Origin of the sequence: Pseudoruegeria sp. SHC-113 (assembly GCF_025376885.1) — a bacterium.
Lineage (GTDB): Bacteria > Pseudomonadota > Alphaproteobacteria > Rhodobacterales > Rhodobacteraceae > Pseudoruegeria.
Window position 1 is genome coordinate 1,299,609 of record NZ_JAHUBR010000001.1, and the last position, 13,052, is coordinate 1,312,660.

Consider the following 13,052-nt stretch of genomic DNA (forward strand, 5'->3'; position numbering starts at 1 on the left):
TGTCGCTGCGTCGCAGAAATTCGCACATCGCTTGCGGTTGAGAAATTTTATTGCGTGAGCTAACAAGCTTGCGTCTGATTGTGTCCCGGCCACATGGGGCACTTCGGGAGAGAGAGGGAAGAAAACAGTGAAAATCGGTGTTCCGAGAGAGGTCTTTCCGGGGGAAACGCGCGTCGCGTTGACGCCGGACAGCGCCAAGCAGTTGCAGAAACTGGGCTATGAATGCTTGATCGAATCCGGGGCCGGTCTGGCTTCGGGCTTTGCCGACGCCACCTATGAGGCGGCGGACGTCAAGGTCGTGGCCGATGCCGCCACGCTTTGGAAAGAGGCCGACATCGTCGCCAAGGTGCGCCAGCCCGACGCGACGGAGCTTGGCTACCTGACCAAGGGCAAGACGCTGATCAGCTTCTTCAACCCGGCGGGCAACGAAGAGGGCATGGAGAAAGCCAAGGCCGCAGGGGCCAATGTGATCGCCATGGAAATGGTGCCGCGTATCTCCCGCGCCCAGAAGATGGACGCGCTCTCCTCGATGGCCAACATCGCGGGCTACCGCGCCGTGATCGAAGCCGGCAACAACTTCGGCCGCTTCTTCACCGGCCAGATCACCGCTGCGGGCAAGGTGCCCCCGGCGAAGGTTCTGGTCGTGGGCGCTGGCGTGGCCGGCCTTGCCGCCATCGGCACCTCCACCTCGCTTGGCGCGATCACCTACGCCTTTGACGTGCGGCCCGAAGTGGCCGAGCAGGTCGAATCCATGGGGGCCGAGTTCGTTTACCTCGATTTCGAGGAAGAGCAGCAGGATGGCGCGGCCACCGGCGGCTATGCCTCTGTCTCCTCGCCGGAATTCCGCGAAGCCCAGCTGGCGAAATTCCGCGAGCTGGCCCCTGAGGTCGACATCGTCATCACTACCGCGCTGATCCCCAATCGCGATGCGCCGATCCTCTGGACGAAGGACATGGTCGCCGCCATGAAACCGGGCTCCGTGATCGTCGATCTGGCGGCAGAGCGCGGCGGCAACGTCGAAGGCACGGTGAAGGACGAGAAAGTGGTGACCGAAAACGGCGTCACCATCATCGGCTACACCGATTTCCCCGCCCGCATGGGCGCGCAGGCCTCCACGCTCTACGCCACCAACATCCGCCACATGATGACGGACCTGACGCCCGAGAAGGACGGCACGGTCAATCACAACATGGAAGATGACGTGATCCGTGGCGCGACTGTGACTTATGACGGCGAGATCACCTTCCCGCCGCCGCCGCCGAAAATCGCGGCCATCGCGGCCAAGAGCAAGGAAAAGCCCAAGGAACTGACGCCCGAAGAAAAACGGGCGCAGGAAGCAGCCGCCTTCAAGGCGCAAACAAAACAGCAGATCACCTTGCTGGGTGTCGGCGCGGCTCTGGTGCTGGGTGTGGGGCTGATCCCCGACATGCCAGCGAGCTTCATGCAGCACTTCATCGTCTTCGTGCTGTCGGTCTTCATCGGCTTCCAGGTGATCTGGAACGTGGCCCATTCGCTGCACACGCCGCTGATGGCCGTCACCAACGCGATCTCCTCGATCATCATCCTCGGCGCTCTGACCCAGATCGGATCGGGCGGCTTCCTCGTGACGCTGCTGGCCGCCGCCTCGGTCTTCATGGCCGGGATCAACATCTTCGGTGGCTTCATGGTCACCCGGCGCATGCTCGCCATGTTCCAGAAATCGTAAAGAGGGGCAGGGACAATGGAAAACGCATTTACCATCGCGGCCTATGTCGTCGCAGCGGTCCTGTTCATCCTGTCGCTGGGCGGGCTTTCGGGGCAGGAGAGCGCGAAACGCGCTGTCTGGTATGGCATCGTGGGGATGGCGCTGGCCGTCTTCGCAACGCTTGTGGGCCCGGGCGCCGGGCTCTGGTGGCTGTCGATCGTGCTGATCGCCATCGGTGGCGTGATCGGCATGCAGCTGGCGCAGCGCGTGCAGATGACGCAGATGCCGGAGCTCGTGGCGGCGATGCACTCGCTCGTCGGCCTCGCGGCTGTCTTCGTGGGCTTCAACGCCGAGATGACGATCAATCTCGTGGACGCGGCCAAGGCCGCCGGCGAAACGGTTGAGGGCACCTTCGCGCTTCTGGTGGCCAAGAAAGAGCCGATCGAGATCGCCATTCTGAAGGTGGAAGCCTCGCTCGGGATCTGGATCGGCGCGGTGACCTTCACCGGCTCCGTGATCGCCTATGGCAAACTGGCCGGCAAGGTGAACAGCGCGGCCACCAAACTGCCGGGCGGCCACCTGCTGAACGCTGGCGCGGCCGCACTCTCGGTGCTCTGCCTGATCTGGTACCTCAACACTGGCGGTATCTTCCCGCTGCTGATCCTCACCATCGCGGCGCTGTTCATCGGCTACCATCTGATCATGGGTATCGGTGGCGCGGATATGCCCGTGGTTGTCTCGATGCTGAACAGCTACTCGGGCTGGGCGGCAGCGGCCATCGGCTTCTCTCTGGGCAACGATCTGCTGATCGTCGTGGGCGCGTTGGTGGGCTCCTCGGGCGCGATCCTGAGCTACATCATGTGCAAGGCGATGAACCGCTCGTTCGTCTCGGTGATCCTTGGCGGCTTTGGCGGGGCTTCTGGCCCGGCGATGGAAGTCGAGGGCGAGCAGATCGCGATCGATGCCGACGGCGTGGCCACCGCGCTTGAGGAAGCCGACAGCGTGATCATCATCCCGGGCTACGGTATGGCGGTGGCGCAGGCGCAGCAGAACGTGGCCGAACTGACCCGCCGCCTGCGGGCCAAGGGCAAAAACGTCCGCTTCGCGATCCACCCCGTGGCGGGCCGTCTGCCGGGACACATGAACGTGCTGCTGGCAGAAGCCAAGGTGCCCTATGACATCGTGCTGGAGATGGACGAGATCAACGAGGACTTCCCGGAAACGGACATCGCCATCGTGATCGGCTCCAACGACATCGTGAACCCGGCCGCGCAGGAGGATCCGAACTCCCCCATCGCCGGGATGCCGGTGCTGGAATGCTGGAAAGCCAAGCAGGTCTTCGTCTCCAAGCGGGGGCAGGGCACGGGCTACTCTGGCATCGAGAACCCGCTGTTCTACAAAGAGAACACGCGTATGTTCTACGGCGACGCGAAACAGTCGCTCGACCAGCTTCTGACGCTGATCCAGTAAATACGGCAGGTCTTGCCAAACGCGAAAGGGCGCCTTCGGGCGCCCTTTCTTGTTGGCGGGAGAGGGGGGTTCTGCCCCCCGTCCCTTGCGGGACTCCCCCCGAGGTATTTCAGGCGAGAGGAAGGGGGCGGAGGCGGCACGCCATCGCGATGGCGGGGAAAGAGATGCCAGGGGCGAGGGGGACGGAGATGTCGCCAAGCGGGGTGAAGCCGCAGGCCGCGTAAAAGGGCTGGGCGGTGCGGGTGCTCTGGCAAGCAAGACTTGTGAGGCCTGTGGCGCGTGCATCGGCGAAGCTGCGCTGCATCAGGGCGCGGGCGATGCCGCGGCGCAGGTGGTTCGGGTCGGTCACCACGTGGCGGATGTGGCCAAGGCCACCGGTTGTCTTCGCACCGCCCGGAGCCTGAGGCGTGAAACCGCCGGCACCGAGAATCGCTCCATCCGGCGTTTCGGCGACGTAGTAGGTGCCGCAGGCCAGCAGTTCGGGGCGTGCGCGGGAGATCAGCGGGAGCGCAGTGACGAGCACGCTGGGAGGATAATCCGCCTTGAGCAGTGTAGGGTAGCTGTGGGCCAGCAAAGCGTCGACCTGAGCAAGGTCCGACGGCCTGGCGGGGCGGATGTGAAAGGGACTGTCCATGGGACACAGGTAAGCGCTTTCTGCGCCGTTCCAATCCCTAGCGTTCGGTGAGCTTCAGCTCGATACGGCGGTTCTGGGCGCGGGCGGCGGGCGTGTCGGCGGGGTTGATCGGCTGGTATTCTCCGAAGCCGTTGGCCGAGAGCCGCGCGGGCGGGATGCCGAGGAAATCGACCATGTAGCGCACCACGGAAAGGGCCCGGGCCTGGGAGAGTTCCCAGTTGTCGGCGAAGGCACCGGTGCCGGAGAGCGGCACGTTGTCGGTGTGGCCGTCGACGCGGATGATCCAGTTCACTTCCGGCGGGATTTCGCCCGCGATGTTGCGCAGGATGCCGGAGATCTGGGCGATCTGGGCGCGGCCTTCGAAGGAGAGATCGGCAGAGCCGGGCTCAAACAGCACTTCGGAGGAGAAGATGAAGCGGTCGCCGACGATCTGCACGCCGTCCTGACCGGCGAGGATCTCGCGCAGGCGGCCGAAGAATTCGGAACGGTAGCTTTCCAGATCCCGCGCCTGTTCGCGCAGGGCGATGGCCTCGGCTTCCAGCCGTTTGCGCTCGTCCTCTTCAAGCTGGCGGCGTTTGCGTTCCTCGGCGGCGGCGCGGGCGAGCGCGGCGTTGAGCTGGGTGCCGAGCGCATCGATCTGCACCTGGGCCTGCGCGTCGGCATCAGCGGAGGCATCCAGCAACGCCTGCAGCGTGCCAAGCTGGGTGCGCAGGGCGTTGACCTGTTCGTTCAGCAGCGCGACCTGCCGCTGGGCGGCGGCGGTTTTGGCCTCTTCCTCGGAGAGTGCGAGGTTGGCTGTCGCCAGCAGGCGGGCGCGCTCCTCGGCTTCCGTCAGGCGGGTTTCGGCGCGGGACTCGGCCTCGGCCTGCGCGGCCAGCGCGGCGGCAAGCTGGCGTTCGATCTCGGCCTTGTCGCCCTGCACCGTTCCGAGCGATTCGATCCGGCGCACCGCCTCTTCGAGTGCGGCCTCGCTGGCGGCCAGATCCTCGGCGCTGGTTTTTTGGGCCAGCAGCGCGGCGGCGAGTTTGACGTCCAGATCTTCGCGCGCGGCCTGTGCGGCGGCGAGCAGGGTGAGCGTGTCCTCGGCTTCCCGGCGCTGTTCTTCCAGCGCGAGCGTCATCGCGGTGAGTTCCGTCTGCGCGTTGGCGAGGCGCTCGCGCAGGGCTTCAGCGGCGGCGGCCTCCGTGAGGCGGGCGCGCTCCTCGGCGCTTAAGGAGTCTTCCACCCCGGCCAGACGCGCGCGCAGCGCCTCGGCGGCGGCCATTTCCGACAAGCGCGCACGTTCGGCTTCCGACAGTTGGCTCTCGGCCTCGCTTAAGCGCTCCGAAAGCGCTGTGCCTGCGGCCTCGCTGCGCTCCAGACGGGCCAGCGTATCGGCGAGGGTGGCGGCCTGATCGGCCTCCTGCCGGCGCAGATCCTCGATCAGGGCCTCCATCGCGTCGGCTTGTGCGGCGGCAAGACGGGCTTCTTCGGCCTGCGCGTCGATCTCCGAGCGAGCATTGGCCAGCGCGATCTGCAGCGCGTCGCGCTCCTCTGCGAGCGCGTCTTGCGCGGCTTCCGTCTCGCTCAAGGAGGCGGCCAGCGCCGCGCCCTCGTCGCGGGCGGCGTCGCGCTCCAGCAGGAGCTGCGCGACGCGGGCCTCGAAATCATCCAGCGCCGCGCTTTGCTCGGCCAGCGCATCGGCCTGCTCGTTGTTGCGCGCCGAGAGAGCCGCGATCATCGCGAGCTGCGTTTCAATGGTGGAGCGCTCGTCCTGCAGCGTGCCGGTGAGCGAACCGACCTCATCCTCCAGATCGGCCACCCGCTGTTGCTCGAGCCCGAGTGCGCGGGCGAGGCTGGTGACTTCGCTTGAGAGCTGATCCAGCTCGGTTTCCTGCCCGGTGATCGTTTCCTTCAGCACGAACTGGATGACCATGAAGATCGTCAGCACGAACATCAGCACCAGCAGCAGCGCTGTCATCGCATCCACGAAGCCGGGCCAGATCGACGCCTGAAACCGGTTGCCGCTGCGTCGGGAAAGCGCCATGGATCAGCCCTGCCGGTTGCCCGGGCCACCGCCCTGACCGCCGCCGGGGCCGCCTTGCCCCCCTTGGCCGCCTTGACCCTGATTGGGCCGGTTGGGGCGATTGCCGCCTTGGTTTCCACCCTGATTGCCACCCTGGTTTCCGGGGCGGTTGACGCGCACCAGCTGGCGCACGGCGGTGGTGAGAACGGCAAGATCGGTGCGCAGATCAGTGACGGCTTCCTGACGCCCGGCGGCGATTTCTTCCAGCACGCGCAGCAATTGTACGTCGATCGAGCGCAGGCGCATGCGGCTTTCGGCATCCAGCCCGCCATGGCCGCCGCTTTCTTCGGCCTGCACGTTGAGGATCGCCAGAAGGCGCTCCTGCCCGTCGGCCACGCGCTCCAGCGCGCCCGCCGCGCCGGCGTCGACTTCAAGCTTGTTGGTGAGCGCGTAGACGGCATTGACCAGCGCATCGAGACGGTCATTCACCTGCGCACGGGCGGCATCGGACCGGGTGACCATGTCCTGCATGGCTTCCATCTGCGCGGCCATGTGATCGAGCACCGTGGCCACCGCATCGTGATCGAGATTGCCCTCGCCATCGCCCGATGTGATGCCAACGCGGGTGATGGTGGAGAGCCATTCCTCCAGCTCGCGGTAGAAGCGGTTCTGCCCGTGGCTGGCGAAAAGCTCCAGCAGGCCCACGACAAGCGAGCCCGCAAGGCCCAGAAGCGAGGAGGCAAAGGCCGTGCCCATGCCGCCGAGCTGTTGCTCCAGCCCGCCCATCAGGCGCGTGAACACCTGCACGCCACCTTCGCCTTCTTCCGGCACCAGCGCCCGGATCGTGTCCACCAGCGCCGGAACGGTGGTGGCAAGCCCGTAGAACGTGCCCAGAAGGCCGAGGAAAATCAGCAGGTTGGTGATGTAACGCGTGATCTCGCGGATCTCGTCGATCCGGGTGGCCACCGATTCAAGGATGGAGCTGGCCGAGGTGGAGCTGATCTGCTGGCGCGTGGAACGCCCCGACAGGAGCGCGGCCAGCGGCACCAGAAGGCGCGGCACGCGCACCATTTCGTGGCCGGGATGTTTGGACACGAAGCCCTCGATCCAGTTCACTGAGCGCACCAGTTGGAAGACCTGCCAGAAGCAGGCCAGCACCCCGATCACGAAGACGAAGGCAATGAAGCCGTTCAGGTAGAGGTTCGACAGGAAAACCGGCGCAACCCGCGGGAACGCAAGGTACACCCCGGCCCCGACAAGGCCGAGTACAACGAGCATCTCCGTGATCTGGCGCACGGGTTGCGAGAAATAATGTGCCACGGCCTCGCGATCCGGGTGGTCCATGTGGACGGTCCTGATCTGTTTCTTCTTTGCAGCCACCATAGGGGCTTGCCCTCGGCAAGCCAACCGCATTCGCGCCGCCGCGCGTGGCTAGCGGGCCAGTTCGCGCACCCTGTTGCACAGCCAGCGCAAATCGGCGTCTTCGATGCCCAACTCGCCCAGATGCGCGGCAGTGTTGTAAAGATATTCGGTGTTCGGCCCGCGCCCGCCGACCGCGCGCGCGATGACCTCGGCCTGCCGTTCCAGGGGCAGGGCGCCTGTGTATTGCACGTGGTCTGTGTCCACGATGTAGGTCACGGCCTCCACCCGGCGCCCGTCAGCCAATGCGATCTCGCGCCAGACTTCGAGATAGGCAGAGGAGACAAGCTCCCGTTCGCGCAGGTCAGCAAGCGTTTTGGCGCGGTGCTCCTCGGCCACGCGGAAGGCCAGCCCGCAGCAGGCGGCCTGCTCTGCCGGATCCAGCGCCAGCACGAGGCCCGGGTCCGCCTCGGTGCCGCGATGGTGGATGGACCACATGCAGAAGCTGCGGTGATAGCCGGTGAGCGTGGCCTGCACGCGCTCGGCATAGGGGAACTCCGGGTTCCACATCAGGGAGCCGTAGCCGAACACCCAAAGCGGGGCGTGAGAGGTCTGATGCCGCGTCATCCGTCTGGTCCTTCCGTTGCGCGCCCTATAAACAACAGCAACGGTTCAGAGAAAAGGGGCAGGTCGCATGCGTTGGCTGTTCGGGATCATCATGGCGCTCGCGCTCGGCTGGAGCGCCTATTGGCTGATCGGTTCGCGCGCAGTGGAAAACGGGCTGAAGGGCTGGTTTGCCGAGCGGCAGGCCGATGGCTGGGTGGCGGAGTATGACTCGCTGGACACCCGCGGCTTTCCCAACCGGTTCGACACCACCGTGGAAGGGCTGATGCTGGCCGATCCGGCCAGCGGCCTTGCCTGGGAAGCGCCCCTGTTCCAGATCCTCGCGCTCAGCTACCAGCCCGGCCATATCATCGCCGCCTGGCCGCGCGCGCAGGTGGTGGCGACGCCGCTTGAGAAGGTAACGATCAGCAACGAGGTGATGCGCGGCAGCGTCGTCTTCCGCCCGGCACAGGCCTTTGCCCTGAGTCGCGCCACGTTTGAATTGGAGGCCCTCGCGCTGGAATCCACGGCAGGCTGGACGGCGGCCACGGAGTCCGGCCAGTTCGCGATCCGTGAAACGGCGGCGCGTGAAAACACCTATGATCTCTTCTTCGAAGCGACCGGCGTGAAACCCGCCAGCGACATCCTCGCCCGGATGGACCCGCTCAAACGCCTGCCCGACAGCTTCGAGACGCTGAAACTGGAGGCCACCATCGCTTTTGACGCGCCCTGGGATCGCTACGCCATCGAAGACGCCCGCCCGCAGCCGACCCGGATCGAACTGGGCAATGTGCAGGCCACCTGGGGCGATCTGGACCTGCGCCTCGGCGGCACGCTCGATGTGGATGCAACCGGCACGCCAGAGGGCAAGATCACCCTGCGCGCCACCAACTGGCGCGAGATGCTGCAGATCGCGGTACGAAGCGGCCTGCTGCCCGCGCAATACGCGGAGCCGTTGGAGCGCGGGCTCGCCGCGCTCGCGGGGTTCTCCGGCAACAGCGAAACGATCGATGCGCCCATCACATTCAAAAACGGCCGCATGCAACTGGGCTTCGTGCCCCTCGGTCCGGCCCCCACCCTGCGCCTGCGCTAGCGGCAAAAGGGGGCGGGGGGCTCTGCCCCCCGTCCTGCGGACTCCCCCCGAGGTATTTGGCGCGAGAGGAAGGGGGTCCCTTCTTCTGACCGGAAATATCCCGGGGGTGCGGGGGCGGCGCCCCCGCTCCGCCGCTTATCGGCAGTAGCTGCCGTTGCGATAGCGTGCGGTGTCGAGGTGGAAGTGGTCGCGGTGGAACCGGTCGGAGTTGGGGCCGAGGACGGTGCCGAAGGGTTTGCAGGCGGATTTGTGCAGGCTGCGCAGCACCTTGCCTTCTGTCTTGCGGTTCCACCCCTGCAGCACGGTGATCGTCTGCCCGTTCTTCAGGGTGAAGCCAGAGATGTCGATCGCGCGGCCCTTGCCGTGTTCGCTGATCTTGCCGCCGGGCTGGTTGTTGCGGGTGCGGCAGGCGTAGCCGGCGGCGACGCGGTATTCGCTAATGCCGCCGCCAAGCCGTCCGATGGTGGGTTTGACCGCATCTTTCGTCCAGCTGTTCAGCGCCTTGGCCGTGGTGCAATCCATCCGCGCCGGGTTGGAGAGCCGCACGCCGCTGACCTCGAAGACCTGCACCGGATCGGCGATGCCGCAGCCGTTGATGCGGCCCGGGATCGGTGCAAGCTTGCGGCCCCGGATTTCCTTGCTGCCGCAGACGGCGCCGATGTTGCTGTTGATCGCCACCTGCGGCACGGGCGTGCGCACGGTTGCGGCGGCTTGCACCACCGCCGGTTTCGCCTCTTTGCGCGTGGCTTTCAGGCCCGAGGGGCGCGCCGGTGGCCGCAGGGACAGGGCGATGGCCTGTGCAGAGACGGGCTGCAGCTTCGCGGCGGCCTTGGCGCGGGGAAGCAGGCCCCCTTGCGGCCGCGGGGCCGGGCGTTGGCTGGCATTGTAGAAGACGCGCACAGGGGCTGGTGGCGCGGCCACCTCTGGCGTTGCGGCGAGGGCTGCGAGGGCGTCCTGCGCGAGGGCCTCGGAGGGGTCCTGCTGCGCAGGCGCAGCGAGCCGGGGGGCAGGGCGCAGGGAGGTGTCCGGCGCGCGCGCCAGAACGGACGGCGCGGCAAGGCACAGGGCAAGCGCGGCGAGGGCCGCGATGTTCCTTTTCTGCTGCCGGATTTGCTGCCGGGCCTGGCTCATGCCTTGGCCTCCTCCTTGCTGCCTCCCTTACCGCTGGCGCGGCCAAAGTCCGGGGCGTCCGTATCCTGCCCGGCCTCGATGATACCGCGACGGATTGCGCGGGTGCGGGTAAAATAGTCAAACAGCTGATCGCCGTCACCGGTGCGGATCGCGCGTTGCAGGGCGAAGAGCTCTTCGGTGAAGCGGCCGAGGATTTCCAGCGTGGCGGCCTTGTTGTTCAGAAACACATCGCGCCACATGGTCGGATCCGAAGCCGCAATGCGGGTGAAATCCCGGAAACCGGCCGCCGAATAGCGGATTACTTCGCTGTCGGTCACCCGGCGCAGGTCATCGGCCACGCCCACCATCGTATAGGCGATAAGGTGTGGCGCGTGGGAGGTGACGGCGAGCACCAGATCGTGGTGTTCGGCGTCCATCTCTTCCACATTGGCCCCCATGCCTTCCCAGAGCGCGCGCAGGCGTGCGGTGGCGGCGGGATCGGTGCCCTCAACGGGCACCAGCAACGTGAAGCGGTTGTCAAAGAGCGAGGCGAAGCCCGAACGCGGGCCGGAGTGTTCGGTGCCGGCCAGCGGGTGGCTGGGCACGAACTCGACGCCTGCCGGAAGATGCGGGCCGACGGCGTCGATCACTGCCTGTTTCACCGAGCCGACATCGCTCACCGTGCAGCCGGGTTTCAGATGCGGCGCGATCTCCTCGGCGACAGCGCCCATGGCCCCGACGGGCACGCAGAGCACCACCAGATCGGCGCCCTCAACGGCTTCGGCGGCGCTATCGCAGACGCGATCGCAGAGGCCGATCTCACGCGCGGTGGCGCGGGTTTCGGCGGAGCGCGCATAGCCCGTGACCTCGCCCGCGAGACCGCCGCGCTTCATCGCCCAGAACATCGAGGAGGCAATCAGCCCCAAACCGATCAGGGCGACGCGGTCATAGACATGCGTGCCGCTCATGCAGGCTGATCCTTGGCAGGCTGATCCTTGAACGCGCGCACGGCGGCAACCACACGGCGGCAGCCGCTTTCATCGCCCACGGTGATGCGCAGGCAATGGGGCAGTTTGTAGCCTGTTGTCTTGCGCACGATCAGCCCCTGCTGCTTGAGATAGGCGTCGCAGGCCTCGGCCTCGGCGGCATCGTGGAAGCGGGCGAGGATGAAGTTGCCGCAGGAGGTGTCCGACGGCACCCCCAACTCGGCCAGCGCCTCGGCCATCCAGGCGCGCATACGGGTGTTCTCGGCGCGGCATTTCTCGGTGTAGGCGGTGTCGCGCACGGCGACTTCGGCGGCCGAAAGCGCGATGTTGGAGAGGTTGAACGGCCCGCGCACCCGGTTGAGCACGTCGATGATGGGTTTGGGCGCGTAGCCCCAGCCCACGCGTAGGCCACCAAGCCCGTAGATCTTGGAGAATGTGCGCGTCATCACCACGTTGTCGCGCGCTTCCACCAGCGCCGCGCCGCCGTCATAGCCCTCGACATATTCGGCGTAGGCCCCATCGAGCACGAGGATCGCGCCCTCGGGGATGCCATCGGCCAGCCGCGTGATCTCGTTGCCGCCGATCATCGTGCCCGTCGGGTTGTTGGGGTTCGCCACGAAAACAAGCTTGGTGCGCTCGGTGCAGGCGGCCAGCAGCGCGTCCACGTCCACGGTGCGCTCGCGCTCCTTGGCCTCCACGGGAGTGGCCCCCACCGCATGGGCGGAGATCTTGTACATCAGGAAGCCGTGTTCGGTGTAGAGCACCTCGTCGCCCGGCCCGGCATAGGCCTGGCAGAGGAAGGTGATGATCTCGTCTGAGCCGACGCCGCAGAGGATGCGCTCGGCATCCAACCCGTGCACCTCGGCGATGGCGGCGCGCAGCTCGGCGTGATCGGTTGAAGGGTAGCGATGCACGGAGAGGGCGGCGCGGCGGATCGCCTCCTGCACCTTCTCGCTGGCGCCGAACGGGTTTTCGTTGGACGAGAGTTTGACGACCTCGCTCACCCCTTCGACTTTCGACTGACCGCCCTCATAAAGGGCTATTTCCATGATCCCCGGCTGGGGTTCGATGCCTGCGCGCATGCTCACACTCCTTTGCCCGCCCGTTCTATAGGGAAGGCTGCAAGAACTGCAACGGAATGTGAGCGCGAACACGTGCCAAAGCGCCGCGCCATTGGGGGCTGTGGGAGGGGGGCGCTGCCCCCCGCCGCCGTTGGCGGCGCCCCCCGAGGTATTTCTAGCAAGAGGAAAGGGGCGGGGCGTTCAGCTGCCATCCAAAGCGGTGCAAAGCGTTGGATCGCCGGTGACCTTTTGAAGCGCCTCGGGCAGGCGGGTTGTTTCGTCAAGGCAGGTACTGGTCAATTGGGCCGCCTTGAGCCCCTTGGCGCGGGAGAGATCCGCTCCGCGCAGATCCGCGCCATCGAGTTCCGCGCCGCGCATGCGGGCGCTGTCGAAGCTGGCTCGCGTCAGCGTGCTGCGTTTCAGATCGGTGCCGCGCAGATCGGCCTCCTCGAAATCGGCGGTGCTGAAATCACCGTATTCCATATCGGCGCCGGAGAGGTCGGCCTCTTCGAAATCGGCGCGGGGGAAGTGCAGGCCTTTCAGTTCGGCCCCGGCGAGGCGCGCGCCTTCAAGCGAAGCGACATAGGCCTCCAGCGTGCCCAGCTCATCAAGGAAGCGCAACACCCGCCCGGCGCGTTCGCCGTTGACGCTCGCGAGGATGGCGCTGGTCTGCGCGCGGGCCACAGCGCGGCTTTCGGCCGGGGGGAGATCTGCGTTGAGGTGCAGCGTGGCGATGCGGTCCAGATAGGCCTGCAGGCTGGCTTCTTCCAGACGGTTGGTTTCGCTTTGCTGCAGGATCACGCCCACCATCAGCGTGCCTAGGCCCAGCACGGTGGCATTCATCATGGTGCCCAGCCAATCCCAGAGCGTCTTGCCGGAAAACCCCATCCAAGCGGGGCGGCGCAGCCACCAGAGCAGGGTGCAGGCGAGGGTGAGCAGGGCCAGAACAAGGGGCAGGATGATAAGCATTCGGAGCCCTTCCGGGTTGGCTGGTGCGGGCGGGGTGGAGCTGTATACCAAGGTATTCACATAAACTCATGAAATAAA

The 13,052-nt window shown here is 66.2% G+C and carries 11 protein-coding genes; 3 read left to right on the top strand and 8 right to left on the bottom strand.

Annotated elements, in window-relative coordinates:
• Positions 1-127 precede the first annotated feature (127 nt).
• Positions 128-1,705, top strand: coding sequence for a Re/Si-specific NAD(P)(+) transhydrogenase subunit alpha (locus KVX96_RS06430; RefSeq protein ID WP_261193498.1), 1,578 nt, complete (start codon positions 128-130; stop codon positions 1,703-1,705).
• Positions 1,706-1,720: 15 nt separating this feature from the next.
• Positions 1,721-3,154: an NAD(P)(+) transhydrogenase (Re/Si-specific) subunit beta gene (locus tag KVX96_RS06435; protein WP_261193499.1), complete on the top strand. Its 1,434-nt coding sequence runs from the start codon at positions 1,721-1,723 to the stop codon at positions 3,152-3,154.
• A gap of 109 nt (positions 3,155-3,263) precedes the next feature.
• Here KVX96_RS06435 and KVX96_RS06440 read toward each other — a convergent pair whose 3' ends face one another.
• The 4 genes from KVX96_RS06440 to KVX96_RS06455 all read right to left on the bottom strand — a co-directional run bounded on the left by KVX96_RS06440 (position 3,264) and on the right by KVX96_RS06455 (position 7,779).
• Positions 3,264-3,788 carry a GNAT family N-acetyltransferase gene (locus tag KVX96_RS06440; protein WP_261193500.1) on the bottom strand — a complete coding sequence of 175 codons (525 nt, stop codon included), beginning with the start codon at positions 3,786-3,788 and terminating at the stop codon, positions 3,264-3,266.
• Between the two features lie 37 nt (positions 3,789-3,825).
• On the bottom strand, positions 3,826-5,814 hold the full coding sequence (locus KVX96_RS06445) for a peptidoglycan -binding protein (protein ID WP_261193501.1): 1,989 nt from the start codon (positions 5,812-5,814) through the stop codon (positions 3,826-3,828).
• Positions 5,815-5,817: 3 nt separating this feature from the next.
• Positions 5,818-7,137, bottom strand: coding sequence for a biopolymer transporter ExbB (locus KVX96_RS06450; RefSeq protein WP_261193502.1), 1,320 nt, complete (start codon positions 7,135-7,137; stop codon positions 5,818-5,820).
• Positions 7,138-7,224: 87 nt separating this feature from the next.
• Entirely contained in the window at positions 7,225-7,779 is a 555-nt protein-coding gene (locus tag KVX96_RS06455) for a gamma-glutamylcyclotransferase (RefSeq protein WP_261193503.1), read from the bottom strand.
• Positions 7,780-7,846: 67 nt separating this feature from the next.
• Here KVX96_RS06455 and KVX96_RS06460 point away from each other — a divergent pair, with 67 nt between their 5' ends.
• Positions 7,847-8,848: a DUF2125 domain-containing protein gene (locus tag KVX96_RS06460; RefSeq protein ID WP_261193504.1), complete on the top strand. Its 1,002-nt coding sequence runs from the start codon at positions 7,847-7,849 to the stop codon at positions 8,846-8,848.
• A gap of 135 nt (positions 8,849-8,983) precedes the next feature.
• Here KVX96_RS06460 and KVX96_RS06465 read toward each other — a convergent pair whose 3' ends face one another.
• From KVX96_RS06465 to KVX96_RS06480, 4 genes are all read right to left on the bottom strand, one after another.
• Positions 8,984-9,979, bottom strand: a complete 996-nt coding sequence (locus KVX96_RS06465; RefSeq protein ID WP_261193505.1) for an extensin family protein — start codon at positions 9,977-9,979, stop codon at positions 8,984-8,986.
• A complete protein-coding gene (locus KVX96_RS06470) occupies positions 9,976-10,926 on the bottom strand; it encodes a prephenate/arogenate dehydrogenase family protein (RefSeq protein WP_261193506.1) in 951 nt (316 codons plus the stop codon). Before KVX96_RS06470 ends, KVX96_RS06465 begins: the two co-directional genes overlap by 4 nt.
• A complete protein-coding gene (gene hisC / locus KVX96_RS06475; RefSeq protein ID WP_261193507.1) occupies positions 10,923-12,026 on the bottom strand; it encodes a histidinol-phosphate transaminase in 1,104 nt (367 codons plus the stop codon). Before hisC ends, KVX96_RS06470 begins: the two co-directional genes overlap by 4 nt.
• Before the next feature lie 180 nt (positions 12,027-12,206).
• Positions 12,207-12,974 (bottom strand): pentapeptide repeat-containing protein, encoded by a 768-nt coding sequence (locus tag KVX96_RS06480; RefSeq protein WP_261193508.1) that lies wholly within the window; start codon positions 12,972-12,974, stop codon positions 12,207-12,209.
• Positions 12,975-13,052 lie beyond the last annotated feature (78 nt).

Coding starts and splice junctions, on each gene's coding strand:
- KVX96_RS06435 (WP_261193499.1), top strand. CDS start 1,721: ATGGAAAACGCATTTACCATCGCGGCCTATGTCGTCGCAGCGGTCCTG.
- KVX96_RS06440 (WP_261193500.1), bottom strand. CDS start 3,788: ATGGACAGTCCCTTTCACATCCGCCCCGCCAGGCCGTCGGACCTTGCT.
- KVX96_RS06445 (WP_261193501.1), bottom strand. CDS start 5,814: ATGGCGCTTTCCCGACGCAGCGGCAACCGGTTTCAGGCGTCGATCTGG.
- KVX96_RS06450 (WP_261193502.1), bottom strand. CDS start 7,137: ATGGACCACCCGGATCGCGAGGCCGTGGCACATTATTTCTCGCAACCC.
- KVX96_RS06455 (WP_261193503.1), bottom strand. CDS start 7,779: ATGACGCGGCATCAGACCTCTCACGCCCCGCTTTGGGTGTTCGGCTAC.
- KVX96_RS06460 (WP_261193504.1), top strand. CDS start 7,847: ATGCGTTGGCTGTTCGGGATCATCATGGCGCTCGCGCTCGGCTGGAGC.
- KVX96_RS06465 (WP_261193505.1), bottom strand. CDS start 9,979: ATGAGCCAGGCCCGGCAGCAAATCCGGCAGCAGAAAAGGAACATCGCG.
- KVX96_RS06470 (WP_261193506.1), bottom strand. CDS start 10,926: ATGAGCGGCACGCATGTCTATGACCGCGTCGCCCTGATCGGTTTGGGG.
- hisC (WP_261193507.1), bottom strand. CDS start 12,026: ATGCGCGCAGGCATCGAACCCCAGCCGGGGATCATGGAAATAGCCCTT.
- KVX96_RS06480 (WP_261193508.1), bottom strand. CDS start 12,974: ATGCTTATCATCCTGCCCCTTGTTCTGGCCCTGCTCACCCTCGCCTGC.